Annotated in this window: 28 protein-coding genes; 1 reads left to right on the top strand and 27 read right to left on the bottom strand. The window is 40.2% G+C overall.

The features are described from left to right. Positions 1 to 7 precede the first annotated feature (7 nt). The 4 genes from ABE613_RS04125 to ABE613_RS04110 all read right to left on the bottom strand — a co-directional run bounded on the left by ABE613_RS04125 (position 8) and on the right by ABE613_RS04110 (position 3171). Complete coding sequence (locus ABE613_RS04125) at positions 8 to 781, bottom strand: basic amino acid ABC transporter substrate-binding protein (protein WP_235233739.1); 774 nt, start codon at positions 779 to 781, stop codon at positions 8 to 10. 142 nt (positions 782 to 923) lie between these two features. Next, complete coding sequence (locus ABE613_RS04120; RefSeq protein ID WP_235233738.1) at positions 924 to 1751, bottom strand: undecaprenyl-diphosphate phosphatase; 828 nt, start codon at positions 1749 to 1751, stop codon at positions 924 to 926. Between the two features lie 15 nt (positions 1752 to 1766). Next, positions 1767 to 2600, bottom strand: coding sequence for a Cof-type HAD-IIB family hydrolase (locus tag ABE613_RS04115; protein ID WP_347375748.1), 834 nt, complete (start codon positions 2598 to 2600; stop codon positions 1767 to 1769). Then, entirely contained in the window at positions 2590 to 3171 is a 582-nt protein-coding gene (locus tag ABE613_RS04110) for a DUF1444 domain-containing protein (protein WP_347375747.1), read from the bottom strand. The genes ABE613_RS04115 and ABE613_RS04110 overlap by 11 nt, the downstream gene beginning before the upstream one ends. Before the next feature lie 112 nt (positions 3172 to 3283). Here ABE613_RS04110 and ABE613_RS04105 point away from each other — a divergent pair, with 112 nt between their 5' ends. Continuing rightward, positions 3284 to 4372: a cell wall hydrolase gene (locus tag ABE613_RS04105; protein WP_347375746.1), complete on the top strand. Its 1089-nt coding sequence runs from the start codon at positions 3284 to 3286 to the stop codon at positions 4370 to 4372. Positions 4373 to 4529: 157 nt separating this feature from the next. Here ABE613_RS04105 and ABE613_RS04100 read toward each other — a convergent pair whose 3' ends face one another. The 23 genes from ABE613_RS04100 to rplE all read right to left on the bottom strand — a co-directional run bounded on the left by ABE613_RS04100 (position 4530) and on the right by rplE (position 22658). Beyond that, positions 4530 to 5285, bottom strand: coding sequence for an aminoglycoside phosphotransferase family protein (locus tag ABE613_RS04100; RefSeq protein WP_235233733.1), 756 nt, complete (start codon positions 5283 to 5285; stop codon positions 4530 to 4532). A 233-nt stretch (positions 5286 to 5518) separates the two neighbouring features. Beyond that, positions 5519 to 8131, bottom strand: coding sequence for a bifunctional acetaldehyde-CoA/alcohol dehydrogenase (adhE, locus tag ABE613_RS04095; RefSeq protein WP_235233732.1), 2613 nt, complete (start codon positions 8129 to 8131; stop codon positions 5519 to 5521). A 168-nt stretch (positions 8132 to 8299) separates the two neighbouring features. After that, positions 8300 to 10054 carry a [FeFe] hydrogenase, group A gene (locus ABE613_RS04090; protein ID WP_347375745.1) on the bottom strand — a complete coding sequence of 585 codons (1755 nt, stop codon included), beginning with the start codon at positions 10052 to 10054 and terminating at the stop codon, positions 8300 to 8302. Further along, positions 10048 to 11880, bottom strand: coding sequence for an NAD(P)-binding protein (locus ABE613_RS04085; protein ID WP_235233730.1), 1833 nt, complete (start codon positions 11878 to 11880; stop codon positions 10048 to 10050). The genes ABE613_RS04090 and ABE613_RS04085 overlap by 7 nt, the downstream gene beginning before the upstream one ends. 165 nt (positions 11881 to 12045) lie before the next feature. After that, positions 12046 to 12582 carry a bL17 family ribosomal protein gene (locus ABE613_RS04080; RefSeq protein WP_235233728.1) on the bottom strand — a complete coding sequence of 179 codons (537 nt, stop codon included), beginning with the start codon at positions 12580 to 12582 and terminating at the stop codon, positions 12046 to 12048. Positions 12583 to 12798: 216 nt separating this feature from the next. Beyond that, positions 12799 to 13758, bottom strand: coding sequence for a DNA-directed RNA polymerase subunit alpha (locus ABE613_RS04075; protein WP_235233727.1), 960 nt, complete (start codon positions 13756 to 13758; stop codon positions 12799 to 12801). Between the two features lie 30 nt (positions 13759 to 13788). Beyond that, positions 13789 to 14382, bottom strand: coding sequence for a 30S ribosomal protein S4 (gene rpsD, locus ABE613_RS04070; protein WP_347375744.1), 594 nt, complete (start codon positions 14380 to 14382; stop codon positions 13789 to 13791). A 66-nt stretch (positions 14383 to 14448) separates the two neighbouring features. Next, positions 14449 to 14844, bottom strand: coding sequence for a 30S ribosomal protein S11 (gene rpsK, locus ABE613_RS04065; protein WP_049729986.1), 396 nt, complete (start codon positions 14842 to 14844; stop codon positions 14449 to 14451). A gap of 140 nt (positions 14845 to 14984) precedes the next feature. Further along, positions 14985 to 15353 carry a 30S ribosomal protein S13 gene (gene rpsM, locus ABE613_RS04060; protein ID WP_235233722.1) on the bottom strand — a complete coding sequence of 123 codons (369 nt, stop codon included), beginning with the start codon at positions 15351 to 15353 and terminating at the stop codon, positions 14985 to 14987. 300 nt (positions 15354 to 15653) lie between these two features. Then, positions 15654 to 15767: a 50S ribosomal protein L36 gene (gene rpmJ, locus ABE613_RS04055; RefSeq protein ID WP_003022746.1), complete on the bottom strand. Its 114-nt coding sequence runs from the start codon at positions 15765 to 15767 to the stop codon at positions 15654 to 15656. Between the two features lie 146 nt (positions 15768 to 15913). Further along, the gene (gene infA / locus ABE613_RS04050; protein WP_004607275.1) at positions 15914 to 16132 is read right to left on the bottom strand and encodes a translation initiation factor IF-1; all 219 of its coding nucleotides are present in this window, start codon (positions 16130 to 16132) and stop codon (positions 15914 to 15916) included. A 3-nt stretch (positions 16133 to 16135) separates the two neighbouring features. Continuing rightward, positions 16136 to 16396, bottom strand: coding sequence for a KOW domain-containing RNA-binding protein (locus ABE613_RS04045; RefSeq protein ID WP_235233721.1), 261 nt, complete (start codon positions 16394 to 16396; stop codon positions 16136 to 16138). An 11-nt stretch (positions 16397 to 16407) separates the two neighbouring features. Then, positions 16408 to 17169, bottom strand: a complete 762-nt coding sequence (gene map / locus ABE613_RS04040) for a type I methionyl aminopeptidase (RefSeq protein ID WP_235233720.1) — start codon at positions 17167 to 17169, stop codon at positions 16408 to 16410. Positions 17170 to 17173: 4 nt separating this feature from the next. Beyond that, positions 17174 to 17818, bottom strand: a complete 645-nt coding sequence (locus tag ABE613_RS04035) for an adenylate kinase (protein ID WP_235233719.1) — start codon at positions 17816 to 17818, stop codon at positions 17174 to 17176. Between the two features lie 68 nt (positions 17819 to 17886). Next, positions 17887 to 19203, bottom strand: coding sequence for a preprotein translocase subunit SecY (gene secY / locus ABE613_RS04030; protein ID WP_347375743.1), 1317 nt, complete (start codon positions 19201 to 19203; stop codon positions 17887 to 17889). Continuing rightward, a complete protein-coding gene (gene rplO, locus ABE613_RS04025; protein WP_235233713.1) occupies positions 19203 to 19643 on the bottom strand; it encodes a 50S ribosomal protein L15 in 441 nt (146 codons plus the stop codon). The genes secY and rplO overlap by 1 nt, the downstream gene beginning before the upstream one ends. Positions 19644 to 19671: 28 nt before the next feature. Continuing rightward, positions 19672 to 19851 (bottom strand): 50S ribosomal protein L30, encoded by a 180-nt coding sequence (rpmD, locus tag ABE613_RS04020; RefSeq protein ID WP_235233711.1) that lies wholly within the window; start codon positions 19849 to 19851, stop codon positions 19672 to 19674. Between the two features lie 14 nt (positions 19852 to 19865). Next, a complete protein-coding gene (gene rpsE / locus ABE613_RS04015; protein ID WP_235233710.1) occupies positions 19866 to 20375 on the bottom strand; it encodes a 30S ribosomal protein S5 in 510 nt (169 codons plus the stop codon). A 14-nt stretch (positions 20376 to 20389) separates the two neighbouring features. Next, positions 20390 to 20758, bottom strand: coding sequence for a 50S ribosomal protein L18 (gene rplR, locus ABE613_RS04010; protein ID WP_235233708.1), 369 nt, complete (start codon positions 20756 to 20758; stop codon positions 20390 to 20392). A gap of 17 nt (positions 20759 to 20775) precedes the next feature. Further along, positions 20776 to 21318 carry a 50S ribosomal protein L6 gene (gene rplF, locus ABE613_RS04005; protein WP_235233707.1) on the bottom strand — a complete coding sequence of 181 codons (543 nt, stop codon included), beginning with the start codon at positions 21316 to 21318 and terminating at the stop codon, positions 20776 to 20778. A 167-nt stretch (positions 21319 to 21485) separates the two neighbouring features. Beyond that, positions 21486 to 21887 carry a 30S ribosomal protein S8 gene (gene rpsH, locus ABE613_RS04000; protein WP_235233706.1) on the bottom strand — a complete coding sequence of 134 codons (402 nt, stop codon included), beginning with the start codon at positions 21885 to 21887 and terminating at the stop codon, positions 21486 to 21488. 34 nt (positions 21888 to 21921) lie between these two features. Then, positions 21922 to 22107, bottom strand: a complete 186-nt coding sequence (locus tag ABE613_RS03995) for a type Z 30S ribosomal protein S14 (protein ID WP_235233705.1) — start codon at positions 22105 to 22107, stop codon at positions 21922 to 21924. A gap of 11 nt (positions 22108 to 22118) precedes the next feature. Further along, complete coding sequence (gene rplE, locus ABE613_RS03990; protein ID WP_235233704.1) at positions 22119 to 22658, bottom strand: 50S ribosomal protein L5; 540 nt, start codon at positions 22656 to 22658, stop codon at positions 22119 to 22121. Between the last annotated feature and the right edge of the window lie 8 nt (positions 22659 to 22666).

The following is a 22666-nucleotide window of genomic DNA, read 5'->3' as shown; positions in this document are numbered from 1 at the left end:
TCTCTGATTATTCAGCGTCTGCTTTAATGTATTTTCCAATGATTTCGTCTAACTTACCAGAATCTTTTAACTTTGCAAGAGCATCGTTGATCTGGTCTTTCAACTCTGTATTGTCTTTTGCGATTGCAATTGCATATTCCTCTTCTGTAAATGCTTCATCTAAGATCTTAAGGCCTTCTGCTTCTTTTACGAACTCTTTTGCAGGCTGACCATCGATTACAACTGCATCGATCTTGCCCTGTGTCAATGCCTGAACTGCTTCAAAACCTTTGTTATACTGCTCAACAGTTGCATCTTCGATATCACTTGCATAGATATCACCTGTTGTTCCTAACTGTACACCGACTTTCTTTCCTACCAGATCATCTGGTCCTGCAATATCGCTGTCCTCTTTTACAATAACAACCTGCGTTGCTGTTGCATATGGCTCTGAAAAGTCTACACTTTCCTTACGGTCTTCCGTAACAGTCATACCAGCAACACCTATATCAGCTTTTCCTGCTGTAACAGCCGGAATGATAGAATCAAATGCCATATCTTCAATCTCTAGTTCCATGCCAAGTTCTTCTGCAATAGCTTCTGCAATCTCAGCATCAATTCCAACAATTTCATCACCCTCATGGTATTCATACGGTGGGAATTCTGCGTTGGTAGCCATTACCAATTTGTCAGCCTTGCCACCATCCTCAGATTCTCCAGAATCTTTCTTAGATCCACATGCTGCCAATGAGAATACACATGCAGCTACTAATAATACACTAACTATTTTTTTCAGTTTCATACCTAATCTCCTCCAATTTGCTTTATTTATTATTCTGCATAAAAATACAAGCTAGTTCATATTTTATCATATTTTCCATAAAAAACAAGTGGATTTTTCCACATATTTTACAGGAAAAATCCACTTGACTATGGATAAATTTTTATGCAAGAAATGCCTGAACAATCGTCACAAGAATGATCAAAGCTCCCAACACGATTCTGTAATATCCAAACACCTTGAAATCATGCTTCTTGATATATCCCATCAGGAACTTGATGGCAACAATTGACAATCCAAATGACACCAGACATCCCAAGAGCAAAAGTCCCAATTCTGAACCTGTAAAGTGGAGCCCGAATTTTACTAACTTCAGGAAGCTTGCACCAAACATGACCGGAATTGCAAGAAAGAAGGTAAATTCCGCAGCCACTTCTCTAGAAATACCAATCAACAAAGCTCCTATTATCGTAGCACCCGACCTGGAAGTTCCAGGAATTAACGCTAACATTTGAAAAAATCCAATCCACAGAAGCATTGGAACCGTCAACTCCGAGATTTTTCTTACAGTTGCTCTTCTTCCTGCATTCCGATTTTCTACAATTATAAAGAGAATACCATAGACAATCAACATAACTGCTACAGGCAATGGTTTATAGAATATCTCATCTAAAATATCATTAAACAACAATCCTATCACTGCAGCTGGAACAGATGCAATCAATACCTTAATCCACATCTGCCAGGTAAGCATCTTCTGCTTCTGGGTTTTCTTTGGCGAGAATGGGTTCAATTTATGAAAATACAGAACTACGACTGCCATAATCGCTCCCAATTGAATCACAACATTAAACATTTCCATAAATTCATCGCTCATACTTGGCGAAAGCAGATCCCCTACCAGAATCAAATGCCCTGTACTGCTGACAGGAAGCCACTCCGTAATACCTTCAACAATTCCCAGAATGATTACTTTTAATACATCTAACATTTTTCTCTCCTTTTCTTACTGCAGCACATGCTCTTCTATAAAATGTGCAACTCCATCTTCGTCATTCGACAGTGTCGTCACATAATCTGCCGCTGCTCTTACCTCTTCAGTTCCATTAAGCATCGCAACACCAATACCTGCCTTATGTATCATGCTCAAATCATTCGATCCATCTCCAAATGCCATAATTTCTTTCCTATTAATTCCAAGAATATTTCCGAGCTGCATCAAAGCATTTCCTTTACTGACACCTGCTGCATTAACCTCTATATTCTTAGTCAATGCACCTGTAACCTCTATATCCGGTATTGCTTTTAATTCTTCCAGTGCTGCATTGCGATCTTCTATATTCGCAAATATTGCCTGTACCTTGTCACTTCCCCTGTTCTCCTCCTCAAACTTTGCACGAATATCAGGTACTGCGATTCGGGTCTTCACCAGATAATCTGCCATCGGCGCCTCTTCAAGATAACGATCAATAGCTTCCAATGCATCTTTCTCGGCATATCCCTTTCCATCGTAATAAATCTCTCTTAACGTATCATAATGTTCAAATATGTCCAGAAGCATTCTTGCTGTTTCTAATGGAACGGGGCACTCATAGATTGCCTTGTTCTGTCTCACATCAATGATTCTTCCCCCGTTGGCGGTTACCGCATACTTAAAATCAAGAATATCAAATAATTCATTGGGGATTCCACTGATTGGTCTTCCGGTCGCCGGCATCACAATAATTCCCTGTGCCGCCGCATCCTTCAATACCTTTTCTGTATACGGCGTAATCTTTTTCTCTGAAGTCAGGAGCGTTCCGTCCAGATCAAGCGCTATTAATTTTATCTTACTTCTCATATGCAGATAATTCCTTTCTATCTTTTGAAAATAACATCAGCGATCTGCTAATCTTATTCTGAGCCTGTTCATACGCCTGTTCTCCATGTTCGATTAACTTTTCTACAACCTGTTTCTGTCCGGCTGGTGCAAATAGGATCGTATCCTTTGCCGGCACCATAATGATCAGATCGTCTTTTAATTTGTCTACACAAACTTGCCAGATATGCTTAAAGCATAAAGCACTTGCTTCATGGTGTCCGTCTGCAAGAACCGCAAATCCGCCATACCAGGTATTTGCAATGACAAATTCTACATCTCTGTTCAAATTCTCACAAGCTGTGTGATATAATTCCTCAATATCGCATTCCGGCGGAAGCATATTATCCTTTAGAACTTCATATGCTTCATCGCTTCTTTTAATAACAAATATAATCTTCAAATCACCGATAAATGCCACAACAGGAGTATCCTGTTCAGAAATCCTCTTGCCATTCAAGGCCTGTGTATCCGTAAGTTCTTCTTTTATCCAAGGATAAATATGTTTTTTTATATTGTCATATTTATAATGCTCTTCTTCATATTTTTTCATATGCATTCCTCTCAATCTTAAATTCTATATTCTATTCTAACAAAGTTTGCTTTATAAAGCAATTTGTTGTATAATATGTTGTGCACTTATCGTAGATAGAAAGGATATGAATATGATAAACCCAAAAAAGCAACGTATATTACGGTCACTCATAGCAATTGCTATCTCCACCGTAACAATTGCTTCTACAAATATTCCGGTATTCGCAGCGCCTTCTGCTGATGAATTGGAGATAACGACAGGTGGATTACAAGATCAGTTAGATGATTTGAACAGCCAATTATCTGCTCTAAGCGCTGAGTTGGACTCTGCCGCAGCTCAGATTGAGGACTTATCAGCTGAGGTCGAGAAAGCCAAGCTGGATTTGGCCGCAGCTCAATTAAATGAAGAACTGCAGTATGATTCCATGAAAGATAGAATCAAATTCATGTATGAAGGTGGCAATGTTTCTTTATTGCAGATATTATTTTCTTCAGAAGATATGGCTGATTTTCTGAATAAGGCAGAATATGTCTCAACTATCAGTGAGTATGACAGACATATGTTGGACGAGTTAAAAGAGGTTCGTGTCAATGTAGAAAAAAAACAAGAGAATCTGACTGCAAAGCAGGAAGAACTTGCACAAATGCAAAGTGATCTGACCGCAAAAGAAGAAGAGCTCAACTCAAAGATTGCTTCTACTTCCGGACAATTGGATGATTATAAAGAACAGCTGGACCGTGCACGTGCCGCTGAGGAAGCAAGTAAAACTGCACAGAATAATCAGATTGCTGGTTCTGTCACATCGCCTGGCAATGGTGGTCAGAACAACAATGGTTCTTCAGGTTCAACTACCAACGGAGGAAATCCAATCGATGCTTCCACCTCAGATGTAGCTTTGTTTGCCGCTTTACTCCAATGTGAGGCCGGTAATAGCTATGATGGTATGTTAGCTGTAGCAACGGTTATCATGAACCGTGTCTCCAGCCCGAGTTATCCAAGCACCTTACGCGGTGTCATTTATCAGTCTGGACAATTTAGTCCTACCTGGAACGGTTCTTTGGAGCGTGTCCTTGCAAAGGGACCATCCTCCACAGCATATTCTGTTGCACAGGCCGCTTTGGGCGGTGCACGGCACTCTGCGGTTATTCATTGCTATAACTTCAATTATGCTGGTTCTGGAGTTCAGGGAATTAATATTGGTGGAAATGTCTTTTATTAATATTTTAATATGATATTTTTATCTTGCTTATTAACTTCGCAGATAGATAATATGTATCTCATCATATAACATAAGAGAGAGGATATGGAATTTATTTTCCGTATTCTCTCTCTTTTACTTTATTCTCTTTTACTTTATTCTCTTTTATTCAACATGGCTATTGATAATCCATAACGTCAATCCATTTCATGAGGAAATCTTTTTCCAGCTCATTATCTTTTTCTAACTGTGATGCTGCTACGATTGGAAGCCATTGCTGTACATACTGCTTTGCAGTGTCACTCTTCTTGCAGAAAAGCTTCATATAGAGGTCAGCTGCATCCTGATCTTTCAGTGCAAAAAGAAGGTAAGTCATAGCTGCATCCGCACTGGCATTTCCCTGGGTCGCATGCGCCCAGTCAACAACCGTCATCTTGCCATTCTTTCCTACAATTACATTACTTGGATTAAAATCACCGTGGCAAAGCTTAGTGTGCTTCGGCATACTCTCCAGACGGGTCAACAATTCATACCTCTGTGTTGCATCTAATTCTTTTAGTCCATTAATCTGTCTCGCCAGTTTATCCTTTAATTTGTTAAGCATCGGCGCTTTCTTACTCTGAACCTTCAGCTGCAGATCCACAAAATCTGACATATATTTTTCCAGATTATCATGGTCCACCTTCATCATCTCTTCCAAAGTCTTTCCTTCTTTATACTCTATAACCAGAGCCCATTTGCCATCAATCTGTGTAACCTCTTTTAATTGCGGAATATCCAATCCTGATTCCTCTACTCTTACTGTATTCAACGCCTCATTAAACACTGCAGATTTTGGATGTGTGGTCTCGAATACCTTGACAATCTCTTTATCGCATTTGTAGACTTCTTTGTACGGACGTTTCACGATCAAATTACTTCCTTCAAGTTTCATAAGCTGTGCCTCCTTGTATAATACTTCCGATCTTTTATTTGTTAACTGCATTATACACCCTTAAATTTCATTTGGAAAGAGTAATTTGATATTTTTTTAACTTATTTTTATTGCATATTTTTATTGTTAAATAATTAACTTTATTCATTTGGGTACACCCCTTTTTCCATTTAGGTACACCACAAAACACAATTAGGGACGTAGACTTTTTTAAAAAGTCTACGTCCCTAATATTAACCGTAGTAACACTTCAGATAGATTTCTTTCATTTCTTTCATGAGTGGATATCTCGGGTTTGCTCCTGTACACTGGTCGTTGAAGGCTTGTTCAACCATATCATCCAATGTATCGAGGAAGTATTTCTCATCGATTCCGTATTCTTTGATGGATTTTTTGATTCCGATCTTTTCTTTGAGGTCTTCCAGTTTTGCGAGGAAGTTTTCGAATACTTCTTCGTCTGTCTTGCCTTGGCATCCGGCAAAGCGTCCTAATTCTGCGTATCTTGCAAGTGCGTGTGGATACTGGTACTGGGAGAATGTTCCCATCTTGGTCGGAACTTCTGCTGCATTGTATCTCATGACTTCTGTCAGGAGAACTGCGTTTGCGACACCGTGTGGCAAGTGATGGAATGCTCCAAGTTTGTGGGCCATGGAGTGGTTCAGGCCAAGGAAAGCATTTGCGAATGCCATACCAGCCATACAGGATGCATTTGCCATCTTTTCTCTTGCGATTGGGTCATTGGCTCCGTTTGCATATGCAGATGGCAGATAATCGAATACCATCTTAACGGCTTTCATTGCAAGTCCATCTGTGTAGTCTGTTGCCATAATGGATACGTATGCTTCGATTGCATGTGTCATAACGTCGATACCGGATGCGCTTGTCAGTCCTTTTGGAGCTGTCATTGCATTATCTACGTCGACGATTGCCATATCTGGAAGTAATTCGTAATCTGCAATCGGCCATTTTACGCCTGTCTCTGCATCAGTGATGATGGCAAATGGTGTCACTTCAGAACCTGTACCAGAAGATGTCGGGATTGCAACAAAGTAGGCTTTCTCTCCCATTTTTGGGAAGGTAAATACTCTCTTGCGAATATCCATGAAGTCCATAGCCATGTCTTCAAAGTTTGCTTCTGGATGCTCATACATCAGCCACATAATCTTCGCTGCATCCATTGCAGATCCACCGCCAAGTGCGATGATTGTATCTGGTTCAAATGCTCTCATCTGGTCTGTTCCTTTTTGTGCACACTGCAGAGTCGGATCTGGTGCTACTTCATAGAAGCATGTATGCTGAATTCCCATCTGGTCTAATTTCTCTTCAATTGGTTTTACATAACCATTTTTATATAAGAAGGTATCTGTTACGATAAATGCTTTTTTCTTGTGCATCACTGTTCCGAGTTCATCGAGTGCCACCGGCATACAGCCTTTCTTAAAGTATACTTTCTCAGGTGTTCTAAACCACAGCATATTTTCTCTCCTCTCTGCGACCGTCTTAATGTTAATCAGATGTTTTACACCTACGTTCTCAGATACAGAGTTGCCTCCCCAAGAACCACATCCAAGTGTAAGAGATGGAGCAAGTTTAAAGTTATAAAGATCACCGATACCGCCCTGAGAAGATGGAGTATTGATTAAGATACGACAAGTCTTCATTGCTTCTGCATGTTTTGCAATCTTCTCTTTCTCTGCAGGATGAATATACAGAGAAGATGTATGTCCATATCCGCCATCTGCTACCAACTGTTCAGCTTTTGCAAGGGCTTCATCAAATGTTTTTGCTCGGTACATTCCAAGTACCGGAGATAATTTCTCATGCGCAAATTCTTCAGAGATATCAACGGATTCCACTTCACCGATTAAGATCTTGGTATCTTCCGGAACATCTACACCTGCGAGTTTTGCAATCTCATATGCAGATTTTCCTGGGATCTTATTATTTAAGGCACCGTTGATAATGATAGTCTTACGAACTTTATCCAGCTCTTCGCCTTTTTTCAGGAAATAGCATCCACGATATGCAAATTCTTTCTTTACTTCATCATAGATACTGTCGAGCACCGTTACAGACTGTTCGGATGCACAGATCATACCATTGTCAAATGTTTTAGAATGAATGATAGAATTTACTGCCATCTTGATATCTGCTGTCTCGTCAATAATAACAGGAGTATTTCCAGGTCCAACGCCAAGTGCCGGTTTTCCTGAAGAGTATGCAGCCTTCACCATTCCAGGTCCACCTGTTGCAAGGATAATATCTGCATCTCTCATAACTGTATTGGTAAGTTCCAGGGACGGAACGTCAATCCATCCGATAATTCCTTCCGGTGCTCCTGCTTTGACAGCTGCATCCAGAACAATCTTTGCTGCAGCGATCGTACAGGCTTTTGCTGCCGGATGTGGACTGATGATAATTGCATTTCTGGTCTTCAAGCAGATCAATGTTTTGAAAATTGCTGTTGATGTTGGGTTAGTTGTAGGAATAACTGCCGCTACAAGGCCAATTGGTTCCGCAATCTTCTTAATTCCATATGCTGGGTCTTCTTCAATAACTCCGCAAGTCTTGGTATTCTTATAAGCATTGTAAATATACTCTGCTGCGTAATGATTCTTAATAACCTTATCTTCCACGATACCACGACCAGTTTCCTCAACTGCCTGTTTTGCAAGAGGAATTCGCATCTTGTTTGCTGCCATTGCTGCCTCGAAGAAGATCTTATCTACCTGCTCCTGTGTGAATGTAGCGAAGATCTTCTGTGCTTCTCTCATCGCCTTCATCTTTGCTTCAAGAGCTTCGACATTATCAATAATCTCTGGTACTGCCTCTTTTTTCTTTGCCATTTTGATTATCCTCCCTGTAACTGTGTTACTATCGTTTCAATGGTCATAGTATAACTGTGTGTTAATTATTTGTCAATATGTTTTTGATATTTTTTTAACGATAATGACAAAAAAATAACAGGGGACGTAGTATTTTTTAATTTTACTACGTCCCCTATTAACTATTTTTTAAAATCCTTTGCCGTAATTTACTATTTTTGCATCATGTTCTGTATGTAACAGCATATGCGCTTTATGTGACATTGGTTTTTCAAAATATTCTTCGTACATTTGAAGGATATCTGGATTCTCATGTGAGAATCGAATGTCATAATTATCATCCAGATAATACAGGTTCTTGCCGCGTTCAAAGGCCAGTTCTTCACCATCGTGGATTGGCTGTCCGCCTCCGCCTACGCAGCCTCCTGGACATGCCATAACTTCTACGAAGTCGTAGTGTACTTCTCCTCGTTCTATCTTATCAAGCAGTGCTCTGGTATTGCCAAGACCGCTTACAACAGCGGTTCTGACGGTAATATCATTAATCTGGAAATCTGCTTCCTGTACACCATCATTTTCGTTGAAGCCTTGACTTCTTACTGCAGTAAATGCATCTGCCGGTGGATTTTCTCCTTTGATGATATAATATGCGGATCGAAGCGCTGCTTCCATTACACCGCCAGTTGCTCCAAAGATGACACCAGCTCCTGTACCAGCCTGCATCGGGCGGTCGCTTTCAATATCTACCAATGTATCAGGGCTGATGTGTGCAGAACGAATCATTCTTACCAGCTCTCTGGTCGTGATTACTGTATCAATGTCATGTCCTGCATATTCTCCATAGAACAGTTCCATCTCGCTCTCGCCTTTTTTCGCAACACAAGGCATTACAGACACGGTGTAGATTTTCTCTGGTGATACACCTAGTTTTTCTGCAAAGTAGGTCTTCATTGCTGCGCCGAACATCTGCTGTGGTGATTTTGCAGAGGATAAATATTTTACCAAATGTGGATACTGTGTTTTAATAAAACGAATCCATCCTGGACAGCATGATGTAAACATCGGGCGATCTTTCAGTTCACCACTTGTAAAACGCTGAACAAATTCGTGTCCTTCTTCCATGATTGTCAGATCGGCTGAAAATACAGTATCAAACACGTAGTCCACACCCATACGCTTCAAGGCATCCAATATCTTTCCAATGGTTGCATCTTCTGGAGCAAGTCCAATCTGTTCGCCCCATGCAGCACGTACAGCCGGTGCAACCTGAGCTACAACAATTTTATCTGGATCTGCAATTGCTTCCCAGACCTTTTCCGTATCATTTCTCTCGCTCAATGCTCCTACCGGACAATGTGTAATACACTGTCCGCACAATGAACAGTCTGCTTCCTGAATGTTCTTATGACCACCTACATTTACAGTCGTTCTGGATCCGGTTCCTTCCACATCCCAGACACTCAATCCCTGTACTTTATCACAGACCTGAATACACCGCATACACTTAATACATTTGGAGGAATCACGGATCAGTGGAAAATTCTTATTCCAAGGCTGTTTCTCGATCTCCATCTTGTATGGAATATCGATAATATTCAAGTCATTGGCAACTGACTGAAGGCTACAGTTGCCACTTCTTGAACATGCCACACACTGACAATTATGCTGAGATAAGATCAACTCTACATTGGTTTTTCTGTCCCTGCGTACTTTTGGACTATTTGTATGGATTACCATACCTTCCTCAGCAACATTATTACATGAGGTAATCAGTTTATCCTTTCCCTCTAATTCAACTACACATACACGACAGGCTGCGATCTCGTTAATTCCTTTCAGATAACACAATTTAGGAATATGAATCCCATTTTGAGCGGCAGCCTCCATAATCGTGGTATTTTCTTTTACGGATATTTGTTTTCCATCAATTACAAGATTTACCATAATGTCTCTCTGCCTCCCTTAAATATGCCATATCCAAAATGATCACACCGCAGACATCTGCTTGCTTCCTGTTTTGCTTCTTTTTCGGTCATGCAGTTCTCTACACCCTCAAAATCACAGACTCTTTCACAAGCTTCTCGTTCTGTAAGATTCACACGTCCACAAGGTGTACGGTCATCCAGATGTGCCTCTGGAATCTCTACGTCACAGGAAATTTCATGGTGATAGCCGAGATATTCATCAATATTAGCCGCTACAACCTTCGCTGCAGCAATTGCCTTTATTACAGAAGCAGGGCCGCTTGCGCAGTCTCCTCCTGCAAATACTCCTGGCATATTTTCAAAGGTTCCTGTGCTCTTTGTAACAATCTTACCACGTTCTACCGGAATACCAGCTTCCTCAAAATGGCGTGTCTCAATATTCTGACCGATTGCAACAACCAATACATCGCATGGAATATAAATATCCTCTTCGCCAGTCGGTTTGATACTTGCTCGTCCATCCTTGATTGCACTTACCATCTGCGGAGTCACATAAATACCTTTGATATGATTATTTTCATCAATATCCAGTGACGCAGGTGCTTTTAATGTCTGAAGTTCGATTCCTTCAGCAACAGCGCCGTCAATTTCTCCTGGAAGAGCTGTCATATCTGCAACTCTTCTTCTGTACACAATACTTACTTTCTTAGCACCGAGACGTTTTGCCGTACGAACCGCATCCATAGAAACATTGCCGCCCCCGATGACAGCAACTTCCTTGCCGGTCAGATCCATAATCTCGTTCTTGCCTACATTTCTCAGGAACTGAACAGCAGATAATACTCCATCTGCATCTTCCCCTTCCAGTCCCAGTTTTTTATCTGTGCTTGCCCCAATCGTAATCAGCACAGCATCGTATTGTGCTCTCAGTTCTTGAATTGTGATATCCTGTCCAATCTTAAGACCATGTTTTACCTCTACGCCAGTCTTTAAAATAGCATTGATATCTTCGTCTAATCTTTCCTTAGGCAGACGGTAATTCGGAATTCCATAACGAAGCATTCCACCAAGTTTTGGAAGCATCTCATATACCGTAGCCTGATGACCCATCAGCTGCAGATAGTATGCTGCACTTAACCCTCCTGGACCTCCGCCGAGTACAGCAATTCTCTTTCCTGTACTTGGTGCACATTTCGGTGGCTCTACCTCACCAGCAAAATCAGCAGCCACCCTCTTAAGACCACGAATATTGATGGAATCATCCACCATATTTCTTCTGCAGCGTGCCTCACATGGATGCTCGCAGATAAAACCACATGTTGTCGGGAACGGGTTGTCCTTCCTGATCAAACGAATTGCATCTGCATATCTGCCTTCCCCAACTAAAGCAACATATCCCGGAATATCTACATGTGCCGGACACAAAGATACACACGGTACCGGCTGATTATATGTACAGGTACATCTTCCATTTTTAATATGCTCCACATAATCATCACGGTATCCGATCAGTCCCTTATATACCATATTTGCAGCTTCATACCCGATGGCGCAATCGGCTGACTCCATGATAGATAAGGCAGTCTGCTCCATAACATCCAATGTCTCCATAGTTGCTTTTCCATCAAGTACATCCTTGATGAAATGATTCAATTGCCCCAGTCCAATTCGACACGGAACACATTTGCCACATGTCTGCGCATGGCATAATTCCAAAAATGCACGTGACATGTCTACCGGGCATAATCCCGGTGGGCTGGATTCAATTCTTCGCTCTAAGTCTTTATACAATCCTTCCATTACAATTCTGGCTCTCTTAGGCGAAGCGATCTCTAACCTACTCATTAACAACATCCCTTCTTTCTTTTTTCTGGTGCATCACACAGTTTATTTATTATATCACTATATTTGAAGTTTGTATTCAGTTTTTCTATAAGTAGATTATTTAACGATATAGACAGAGAAAAAACGCACTTCAGTTTCCTGAAGTGCGTCATCATTTTACACAGATTATACAAGTTCAATCAGAACTTCCATTGCTGCATCACCTTTACGCTGACCAATCTTTACGATTCTTGTGTAACCACCGTTACGATTCTCGTATTTTGGTGCGATTTCGTCAAAGAGTTTTGCAACAAGATCAACTTCTTTTGTATTTTTCTTTCTTCCAGCTGGTGTTGTTGGAACTTCTTTTACTGGGTAAAGAACTTTCAACATCTCACGACGAGCGTGAAGTCTGCTTGGCATATCTTTCTTGATCTTCTTCTCAACTTCGTCATATACAGTAACTTTCTTACCGTCTACAACCTCTTTTACTCTCTTGCCATCTTTGTCCTTGCGGGCAACTTTAGCTTTTACAGTAACTTCTTCGAAGTTGTCTTTTTCTTTTACTGCCATTGCAATAAGGCCTTCAGCGATCTTGCGGATTTCTTTTGCCTTAGCTTCTGTAGTAACGATCTTGCCGTTGTTAAGCAATGCTGTTACCTGGTTTCTCAATAATGCTTTTCTCTGGCTTGATGTTCTGCCGAGTTTTCTATATTTTGCCATTTTTCAAATCCTCCATTAATAACACTTGGTTATGCTTCTTCGGGCTTACTAGCCAAATGCTTCACCACGCACTTCGGGCTTACTGGTGAAAATCATTTTGATGGAAGTCCTTCTTACTAAATTCGCACTTCGCTTACACTCGCGCTCATTAAGTTCCGAAGGACAGAGTTCACACTAAACTTATGCTTCGCTTACAGCTTGCATTCGTTAAGTGTTCTACTCTTCGCCTCTGCTTAAGCTTAATCCTAATTCATCTAATTTTGCAAGTACTTCTTCCAAAGACTTACGTCCAAGGTTACGTACTTTCATCATATCTTCCGGTGTTCTGTTCGTAAGTTCTTCTACAGTATTAATTCCTGCTCTCTTCAGGCAGTTGTAAGAACGAACAGATAATTCTAATTCGTCAATACTCATTTCAAGAACTTTTTCTTTTTCATCATCTTCTTTTTCAATCATTACTTCAGCAGCCTGAGCCACTTCAGACAGGTCGATAAAGAGTTTCAGATGTTCGCTTAACACTTTTGCAGCCAGGCTGACTGCTTCATCCGGAAGCAGTGTACCATTAGTGTACACATCTAATGTCAACTTATCAAAGTCTGTAATCTGTCCAACACGTGTGTTTTCAACAGTGAGGTTCACACGTTCCACCGGGGTGTAAATAGAATCGATTGGAATTACTGCGATTGGTAATTCATCGTTTTTATTTTTATCAGAACTTACATACCCTCTGCCCTTTGTAATGGTGAGTTCCATGTATAATTTGCTGTCTGCCCCGCCGTTTAATGTTGCAATAACGGTCTCTGGATTCATGATCTCGATATCCTGATCCACCTGGATGTCCGCTGCCGTAACAACGCCTTCTCCTTCGAATTCAATATAAGCTGTCTTCGGTTCATCTGTCTCAGATGTATTCTTGATAGCCAAAGATTTCAAGTTCATGATAATCTCAGTAACATCTTCCTTAACACCCGGAATAGAACTGAACTCATGAAGAACACCATCAATCTTTACCTGGCTGATTGCAGCTCCTGGCAAAGATGAAAGCATAATTCTTCTAAGAGAGTTTCCTAATGTTGTACCATAACCTCTTTCCAGCGGTTCTACAACAAATCTTCCATACTTTTTATCTTCTGAAATCTCAGTTATTTCAATGTTGGGTTTATTAAAATCAAACACTAAGTCCACCTCCTGTGGTGTTACGGGTTATTATTTAGAATATAATTCGACGATTAACATCTCATCTACAGGAACATCAATTTCTTCACGTCTTGGAAGTTCTTTTACTGTTCCTTTCAGGTTCTCAAGATCAGCTTCTAACCATTCTGGAACCAGACGTCCGCCTGTAACCTCAACGATTTCTTTATATCTTGGTGAGCTCTTCTTAGATTCTTTGATTTCAATTACATCGCCTGCTTTGATCAGGTAAGATGGAATGTTGATCTGCTTTCCATTTACAAGAACATGCTTGTGATCAACGATCTGTCTAGCTTCACGTCTTGTTCTTGCAAGACCCAGACGGAATACTACGTTATCTAATCTGGATTCCAGCATTTTCATCAGGTTATCACCTGTCATACCACTCATACGCTGAGCTTTCTCAAAGTAGTTTCTGAAAGGTTTCTCTAATACACCATAGATAAATTTAGCTTTCTGTTTTTCACGTAACTGAAGACCATACTCGCTCATTTTTCTATTTGATCTTTTCAACTGTCTGTTAGACTTTTTATCAATTCCTAAATATACCGGATCCATACCAAGGGATCTGCATCTTTTAAGAACCGGAACTCTATTTACTGCCATGTTTTTGTTTTCCTCCTATTTAAATTCGGATAAATCAATCCGTCAACGTGAACTATTAATTGATAATTAGACTCTTCTGCGTTTCGGTGGACGGCAACCATTGTGTGGTACTGGAGTAACATCCTTAATGCTTGTTACATCGATTCCACATGCCTGAAGGGCACGGATTGCTGCTTCTCTACCTGAACCTGGTCCTTTAACCATTACGTCAACTGATTTCAAACCATGTACCAATGCTGCTTTAGCTGCTGTCTCAGCTGCCATCTGAGCTGCATAAGGGGTAGATTTCCTTGAACCTCTAAATCCCAGACCGCCTGCACTTGCCCATGAAAGAGCATTTCCCTGTGCATCTGTTAAAGTAACGATTGTGTTATTAAAAGATGACTGGATGTGAGCCTGTCCGTGTTCAACGTTTTTCTTGACACGTTTCTTTGTCACTTTCTTTGTAACTTTCTTTGCCATAATAAAACTAACCTACACTTTCTTTTTTTTGGTATGTTCGCTCAGCTAAGCTCATGCTATGCATTCGCTAAGATTCGCGAACGGCCTCGCACTAAATTCGAGCTGCATTTTTAACTTGCTCTCACTAAGTTGCTTTCAGCCTATTTCTTCTTATTTGCTACTGTTCTCTTAGGACCTTTTCTTGTTCTTGCATTTGTCTTAGTCTTCTGACCACGAACCGGAAGTCCTTTTCTGTGACGGATTCCTCTATAGCATCCGATCTCCTGCAATCTCTTGATGTTCAGAGCGATCTCTCTACGAAGATCACCTTCTACTACCTGAGTCTCATCAATTACTGCACTAATTTTCTTTACATCTTCGTCTGTAAGATCTCTACAGCGAATATCAGGATCAACTCCTGCCTGTGCTAAAATACGGGTTGCACTCGGTCTACCGATTCCGTAGATATAAGTTAATCCGATCTCAACACGTTTGTCTCTTGGTAAATCTACACCTGCTATACGAGCCATGTGAATTTCCTCCATTTTCTTTTTGATTTTTTTACATCGACTTTAATAGGGGTTCTGCCTTAGCATTACCCAGGCATGTTCGGTATCCATGCCCTTTCCGGCCACCGTATGAACGGTAATGACGGGCCGGCATTAGAAGCAATATACGAGGAAAAGCACCGGCTACAGGTGTTCCTTGTATATCAAATAGTCTACACACCTCCTGGCGTGTCTACTATCAGCCGCCTAATTTGTTCATAAACATAAGAATGTTCGATTTGCTCTGCTCATCGAACGGCCTTCTCACTGAGTGTTCAGTGCCTATCCCTGTCTTTGTTTATGCTTCGGATTTTCGCAGATAATGCGAATGCTTCCTTTTCTTTTAATAACTTTACATTTTTCGCAAATTGGTTTTACTGATGATCTAACCTTCACGGGGGATCCTCCTTTCATCCATTGCTATGTCTATAGTTCTCTCACATCCTGAATGCTTAAAAATACGCATCAATATTAAAGCACCCAAAAACGTGCTTATATAGTATAACACTTGTTGTCAAACAAAGTCAATAGATAATTTTATATTATTTATCTCTCCAGATAATTCTTCCCTTTGAGAGGTCATATGGAGATAATTCCAATGTTACCTTATCGCCAGGTAAGATTTTGATAAAGTTCATTCTCAGCTTTCCACTGATATGTGCAAGTACCTGATGGCCATTCTCTAACTCAACCTGGAACATTGCGTTCGGTAATTTTTCTACTACAGTTCCTTCAATTTCAATAACGTCAGCTTTTGACATGTTTTATTCCTCCTGATTTTTTCCTTCTTTATTCCATTCCTTAAGTATCCGTTTGATTGCTACGTCATCAATTGCGGTGACATCATATTTTTTGCAAATAATCTGAACATGTTTTTTCTTTTTTCTTTTTAACTTATCTAATGTTCTAATTCTGCCATCCGCTAAATATACATATGTGTCGTCAATGTCCATTATAACATAAACCTTACCGGTGTCATGACCCGCTTTTGATTTTGCAAGCATTCCTGTCTGATATCTGTCCATAACTGCGTCTCCTAGCTGTCTTGGGTCAAGGTTAAAAGTATCGGTTCATCTTTGGTAATTAATACCGTGTTTTCATAATGCGCTGAAAGTGAGCGGTCTCTGGATACAACAGTCCAGTCGTCATCTAACCAGTCAACCTCCCAGGTTCCTATGTTAATCATCGGTTCAATTGCCAAAGTCATTCCGGCTTTCAGCTTTACACCTTTTCTGTTCATCTTATAATTCGGTATTTCAGGAGCTTCATGCAACGCAGTCCCAATTCCATGTCCGCACAGATCACGAACGACTCCATAACCACGCTCCTGCGCATAATTGCCAATTGCTGCCGAAATGTCAAATAAATAATTGCCTTCTTTTGCGTATTTTATACCTTCAAAGAAGCATTCTCTGGTTATTCTAATCAGATCTTCTGCTTCCTTGCTGATTGTTCCGATGCCGTGAGTTCTCGCGGCATCGGAATGATATCCTTTGTAAATGACTCCGGCATCCAGGCTGACAATATCACCTTCACGAATAATTCGATGCTTGTCAGGAATTCCATGAACCACTTCCTCATTCACAGATACACAGATAGATGCTGGATATCCATTATAATTAAGAAATGATGGAATACAACCGTAACTGCGGATGATTTCTTCACCCAGACGATCGATATCCTTGGTACTCATTCCTGGTCGCAGAGCCTTTCCTAATTCGTTATGAACAATTTCCAATATACGTCCGGCTTCAGTCATTAATTCAATTTCTCTGGACGATTTGATTGTGATTGGCATGTTCTTATTCTCCTAAAATATCTACAATTGCCTGGAATACATCATTAATATCGATCGTTCCATCAACAGTTTTCAAAATTCCGGCATTTGTATAGTAATCAATCAATGGCTGTGTCTGCTCATGATATACTCCAAGACGTTTTTTTACAGTCTCTGGTTTATCATCATCTCTGAGAATCAGCTCTTTGCCACAGACATCACAGACTCCTTCTACTTTTGTTGGTGCATATTCCAAATGATATGTAGCTCCACATCCAACACAAGCACGTCTTCCGCCCATGCGACGGACAATATTCTCATCTGGAACATCTACATCAATTGCATAATCAACTTTCTGTCCCAGTTCAGTGAGCGCTTTATCAAGTGCTTCTGCCTGTGGGATTGTTCTCGGAAATCCGTCAAGAACATATCCATTCTTACAATCTTCCTGATTCACACGATCTACGACCAGATCTACAACCAGTTCATCTGGAACTAAAAGTCCCTGATCCATGTAAGTTTTTGCCTTTTTCCCCAACTCAGTACCATTTTTAATGTTCGCTCTAAAGATGTCACCAGTTGAAATGTGAGGAATGTCGTACTTTGCTGCAATTTTCTTTGCCTGAGTTCCCTTGCCCGCACCAGGGGCACCTAACATAATAATTTTCATATGGGTGTTCCTCCTTTATAGTATTTTAACCCGCGAAAAAAATTCCGCGAGTCAAAATCATTCGTTCATTAACTATTCAAAAATCCTTTATAATTGCGAACAAGTGTCTGTGATTCGATTTGTTTCATAGTTTCCAGAATAACACTGACAATAATGATCAACGATGTACCTCCGAACGATACACTTGCTCCCAGCCATCCATTAAAGAAAATCGGGATAATCTGTATAACTACAAGACCACATGCTCCAATAAATATAATATAATTCAATATCTTGGTCAGATATTCAGCCGTTGGTTTTCCCGGACGAATACCTGGAATAAAGCCACCATTTTTCTTCATATTGTTTGCAATCTCTAACGGATTAAATGTAATGGACGTATAGAAATATGCAAAAAATACAGTCAGAATAATGTATACAATTAATCCCCAAGTATATTTCAAATGTTCTGGATTACACCAGTTGCCCTGATTCATTCCTCGTAAAATCTCGCTGCCAATTCCAGTCCCATTTCCTTTGCCCATGAATGAAGCAATTACGATCGGGAACTGCATTAATGAGGATGCAAAGATAATTGGAATTACACCGGCAGTATTTACTTTCAAAGGAATGTTGCTGGACTGTCCACCATAAGTTTTTCTACCAACAACTTTCTGAGAATACTGTACCGCAATCCTTCTTTCACCATCCTGAAGAATAACGACAAATACTACAAGAGCAACGATAATTGCAACGATAACAAGAACTGCAAGTCCTGCAGATGCAATCGGTTTTCCCTTAACGAATTGCTCAAACAGTGAATTCATATCACTAGGTATACGTGAGATAATATTAATTACAAGCACGATGGAAATACCATTTCCTACGCCCTTTTCTGTAATTCTCTCACCAATCCACATCAAAAATGCAGATCCTGCTGTAAGTGTCAGAACTACAATTGCAGCATTTACAAAATTGTATTCTTTCAATAATCCCTGACGTCCGAATCCGACTGCCATGGCAGTAGACTCAAACAAAGCAAGTCCTACTGTCAGATAACGAGTGATAGCTACAATCTTCTTTCTTCCATCTTCTCCTTCTTTTTGCATTTCTTCAAGTTTTGGAATTGCAATTGTAAGAAGCTGCATGATAATGGAAGATGTAATGTACGGCGTAATACTCAGAGCAAATATAGACATCTGCTCAAAAGAGCCACCGGTGAAAGCGTTAAACAAATTAAACGCCTCACCAGTGTTCTGTGCAAAAAATTCCTTAATATAATCGGCATTCACGCCCGGTGTCGGCAACTGTGATCCGATTCTTATCACGATTAACATTAAAAACGTATATCCGATTTTCTTGCGAATATCCTTAATTTGAAATGCCTTTCGGAATGTTTCTAACATTAGATCACCTCTGCTTTTCCACCTAAAGCCTCAATCTTTTCTACTGCGCCTGCACTAAATGCATTTGCCTGTACTGTAAGTTTCTTTGTAAGTTCGCCATTTCCAAGAATCTTAACACCATCTCTTGGATTCTTAACGATACCCTGTTCGATCAGAGTCTCTACAGAAACAACAGCATCATTATCAAATACCTCAAGAGCGCTTACATTAATACCAACGATTGTCTTAGAGTTTCTGTTCGTGAAACCTCTCTTTGGTATTCTTCTATATAATGGCATCTGACCACCTTCGAAACCTGGTCTTGTTGCTCCAGAACGAGCTTTCTGACCTTTGTGTCCCTTACCAGCTGTCTTACCATTTCCAGAACCGTGTCCACGTCCTCTTCTGAAATTATCACTCTGTTTTGCTCCATCAGCAGGTCTTAAGTTTGATAAATCCATTGTGACACCTCCTTATCCGAATTATTACTTATGCTTCTTCTACTTTTACCAGGTGTTGAACCTGCTTAATCATACCTCTTGTTGCTGCATTATCCGGCAGTTCAACTGTCTTGTTTACTTTTCTTAAGCCTAATGCTTCAACAGTCTTCTTATGCTTTGGTACAGCACCAATTGTAGATTTTACTAATGTAACTTTTAAGTTTGCCATCTTCATCTACCTCCTTAGCCTAAGATCTCTTCAACAGATTTACCGCGAAGCTTAGCAACCTCTTCCGGAGTCTTTACCTGACGTAATCCATCGATCGTAGCCAGAACAACATTCTGTTTGTTGTTAGAACCAAGAGATTTTGTACGGATATTCTTGATTCCTGCCATCTCGATTACGGCACGTGCCGGACCACCGGCAATCACTCCAGTACCTTCTGGAGCTTTCTTAAGTAATACGGAAGCTCCTCCGAATTTACCGATAAAATCATGTGTAATACTTTCATTTTCATCTAATGCTACAGAGATGAGGTTTTTAGCTGCATCTTCTTTTCCCTTGCGGATTGCTTCTGGAATTTCTGTAGCTTTTCCTAAACCTGCACCAACATGGCCATTTCCGTCGCCAACAACTACTAAAGCTGTGAATCTCATATTACGGCCACCTTTAACAACTTTGGTTACACGTTTAATTGATACTACTTTTTCATTTAATTCTAACTGACTAGCATCAATACGTTCTTGTTTCATGTGTGCTCCTCCTTCTAGAAATTCAACCCAGCTTCTCTAGCTGCGTCTGCTAATGCCTGAATCTTGCCCTGGTAAATAAATCCGCCTCTATCGAAGACAACGTCTTTAATACCTTTTTCCAACGCTTTCTCAGCAATTACTTTACCAAGATATGCTGCTGCTTCAACGTTGTTTGTTTTCTCTAAGTTTGCTTTCACATCTTTCTGAAGAGTGGATGCGGAAACCAGAGTATTGTGAGCTGTATCATCAATGATCTGAGCATACATATGATTGTTACTTCTAAATACCGCTAAACGTGGGCACTCAGCAGTACCGCTCAAACGGTTACGTAATTTTCTGTGTTTGTTAACACGAACGACACTTCTTGATTTTTTGCTAACCATTTTTACACTCTCCTTTCTTATTTCTTACCTGTCTTGCCGACTTTACGTCTGATTACTTCATCAGCATACTTAATACCTTTGCCCTTATATGGCTCAGGTCTTCTCTTATCTCTGATCTCAGCTGCATACTGACCTACTTTTTCTTTGCTGATACCTTTTACGATGATCTTGTTCTGTCCTTCTACAACAGTCTCAAGACCTTCTGGATCAACCATTTCTACTGGATGAGAATATCCAAGGTTCAGTGTCAGTTTGTTTCCAGATTTTGCTGCTCTATATCCAACACCGTTAACTTCCAGAACTTTTTCATATCCATTCGTTACACCAACAACCATGTTGTTGATCAGTGTTCTTGTAAGACCATGTAAAGATTTCATTTTCTTTAAATCGTTTGGTCTTGTTACAACTACTTCTTCACCTTCTACTTTGATTTCCATCTCTGTAGGAAGTTCTCTTACGAGTGTTCCCTTTGGACCTTTTACAGTCACTACATTATTCTCTGCAATTTCAACAGTTACACCTGCTGGGATTGCTACTGGCAGTCTTCCTATACGTGACATTGCCTTATCCTCCTTAACTTAAATTTTCGGAATGGGTCGCACCCACTCTGTTTTCAGTTACATTGAGCACTTGGTGAGGTATTCTCGAACCTAGTGCGAAAGTACACCTTGTCCACTTGGTGAGGTTCTCTCGAACCTAGTGGCGATGATGTTTCCTTAGTCATTTGTTACCAAATATAGCAAAGAACTTCTCCGCCTACGCCAAGTTTTCTTGCTTCTTTGTCTGTGATTACGCCTTGGTTTGTGGAAATGATTGCTGTTCCAAGTCCGCCAAATACCTTTGGTACATTAGCGCTGCTAGCGTATACACGAAGTCCAGGTTTAGAGATTCTCTTAAGACCTGTAATAACTTTTTCATTCTTGTCTGCGCCATATTTTAATGTAATATGGATTGTTTTAAATACTCCATCTTCAATGATGTCATATTTCTCGATATATCCTTCATCCAATAAGATATTAGCAATAGCAAGCTTCATCTTAGAAGATGGTACATCTACTGTATCATGTTTAGCAGTATTTGCATTACGAATTCTTGTAAGCATATCTGCGATTGGATCGCTCATAGTCATGAATTGTTTTCCTCCTTTTCTAAGTGTTCAGGGCCTACCAACTAGATTTTTTAACTCCAGGGATCTGTCCTTTATATGCCAATTCGCGGAAGCAAACACGGCAGATACCATATTTTCTCAAATATGCATGTGGACGTCCACAGATTCTGCAGCGATTGTATTCTCTGGTAGAGAATTTCTGGTTACGCTGCTGTTTAACTTTCATTGCTGTCTTAGCCATAATTTACCTCCTTATTTTGTAAATGGCATGTTGAACTGTTTCAACAATTCACGCGCCTCTTCATCTGTTTTAGCGGTTGTAACGAAGATGATATCCATACCTCTTACCTTATCAACCTTATCATATTCGATCTCAGGGAAGATCAACTGCTCTTTGATTCCAAGAGCATAGTTTCCTCTTCCGTCAAATGCGTTAGGGTTTACACCTCTAAAGTCACGTACACGAGGAAGTGCAAGGTTGATCAGACGATCAACGAACTCATACATCTTTTCTCCTCTTAAGGTAACTTTACATCCAATTGCCATTCCTTCTCTGATCTTGAAGTTAGCAACTGATTTTTTTGCTCTACAGATAACAGCTTTCTGTCCTGTGATCTTCTCAAGATCAGCTACTGCTGAATCTAAAAGTTTTGCGTTATCTTTTGCTTCGCCAACACCCATGTTGATTACAACTTTATCGAGTTTTGGCACTTCCATAATATTTTTATAACCGAACTTCTTATTCATTGCATCAATGATTTCGTTCTGGTATTGTTCTTTCAGTCTACTCAAAGCTTATG

The sequence above is a fragment of the Dorea chungnamensis genome, assembly GCF_039832125.1.
GTDB lineage: Bacteria > Bacillota > Clostridia > Lachnospirales > Lachnospiraceae > JAFBIX01.
Note: the sequence above shows the minus strand (reverse complement) of the source record. Positions and strands in the feature narration are given on the sequence as shown.

Bases quoted from the DNA above. Each gene is read 5' to 3' on its own strand.
- ABE613_RS04125 (WP_235233739.1), bottom strand. From the start codon at position 781: ATGAAACTGAAAAAAATAGTTAGTGTATTATTAGTAGCTGCATGTGTA.
- ABE613_RS04120 (WP_235233738.1), bottom strand. From the start codon at position 1,751: ATGTTAGATGTATTAAAAGTAATCATTCTGGGAATTGTTGAAGGTATT.
- ABE613_RS04115 (WP_347375748.1), bottom strand. From the start codon at position 2,600: ATGAGAAGTAAGATAAAATTAATAGCGCTTGATCTGGACGGAACGCTC.
- ABE613_RS04110 (WP_347375747.1), bottom strand. From the start codon at position 3,171: ATGAAAAAATATGAAGAAGAGCATTATAAATATGACAATATAAAAAAA.
- ABE613_RS04105 (WP_347375746.1), top strand. From the start codon at position 3,284: ATGATAAACCCAAAAAAGCAACGTATATTACGGTCACTCATAGCAATT.
- ABE613_RS04100 (WP_235233733.1), bottom strand. From the start codon at position 5,285: ATGAAACTTGAAGGAAGTAATTTGATCGTGAAACGTCCGTACAAAGAA.
- adhE (WP_235233732.1), bottom strand. From the start codon at position 8,131: ATGGCAAAGAAAAAAGAGGCAGTACCAGAGATTATTGATAATGTCGAA.
- ABE613_RS04090 (WP_347375745.1), bottom strand. From the start codon at position 10,054: ATGGTAAATCTTGTAATTGATGGAAAACAAATATCCGTAAAAGAAAAT.
- ABE613_RS04085 (WP_235233730.1), bottom strand. From the start codon at position 11,880: ATGAGTAGGTTAGAGATCGCTTCGCCTAAGAGAGCCAGAATTGTAATG.
- ABE613_RS04080 (WP_235233728.1), bottom strand. From the start codon at position 12,582: ATGGCAAAATATAGAAAACTCGGCAGAACATCAAGCCAGAGAAAAGCA.
- rpsD (WP_347375744.1), bottom strand. From the start codon at position 14,382: ATGGCAGTAAATAGAGTTCCGGTTCTTAAAAGATGCAGATCCCTTGGT.
- rpsK (WP_049729986.1), bottom strand. From the start codon at position 14,844: ATGGCAAAGAAAGTTACAAAGAAAGTGACAAAGAAACGTGTCAAGAAA.
- rpsM (WP_235233722.1), bottom strand. From the start codon at position 15,353: ATGGCTCGTATAGCAGGTGTAGATTTACCAAGAGACAAACGTGTTGAG.
- infA (WP_004607275.1), bottom strand. From the start codon at position 16,132: ATGTCAAAAGCTGACGTTATTGAAATTGAAGGAACTGTAGTAGAAAAA.
- ABE613_RS04045 (WP_235233721.1), bottom strand. From the start codon at position 16,396: ATGGACAGATATCAGACAGGAATGCTTGCAAAATCAAAAGCGGGTCAT.
- map (WP_235233720.1), bottom strand. From the start codon at position 17,169: ATGCCAATCACAATCAAATCGTCCAGAGAAATTGAATTAATGACTGAA.
- ABE613_RS04035 (WP_235233719.1), bottom strand. From the start codon at position 17,818: ATGAAAATTATTATGTTAGGTGCCCCTGGTGCGGGCAAGGGAACTCAG.
- secY (WP_347375743.1), bottom strand. From the start codon at position 19,203: ATGTTAGAAACATTCCGAAAGGCATTTCAAATTAAGGATATTCGCAAG.
- rplO (WP_235233713.1), bottom strand. From the start codon at position 19,643: ATGGATTTATCAAACTTAAGACCTGCTGATGGAGCAAAACAGAGTGAT.
- rpmD (WP_235233711.1), bottom strand. From the start codon at position 19,851: ATGGCAAACTTAAAAGTTACATTAGTAAAATCTACAATTGGTGCTGTA.
- rpsE (WP_235233710.1), bottom strand. From the start codon at position 20,375: ATGAAACAAGAACGTATTGATGCTAGTCAGTTAGAATTAAATGAAAAA.
- rplR (WP_235233708.1), bottom strand. From the start codon at position 20,758: ATGGTTAGCAAAAAATCAAGAAGTGTCGTTCGTGTTAACAAACACAGA.
- rplF (WP_235233707.1), bottom strand. From the start codon at position 21,318: ATGTCACGTATAGGAAGACTGCCAGTAGCAATCCCAGCAGGTGTAACT.
- rpsH (WP_235233706.1), bottom strand. From the start codon at position 21,887: ATGACTATGAGCGATCCAATCGCAGATATGCTTACAAGAATTCGTAAT.
- ABE613_RS03995 (WP_235233705.1), bottom strand. From the start codon at position 22,107: ATGGCTAAGACAGCAATGAAAGTTAAACAGCAGCGTAACCAGAAATTC.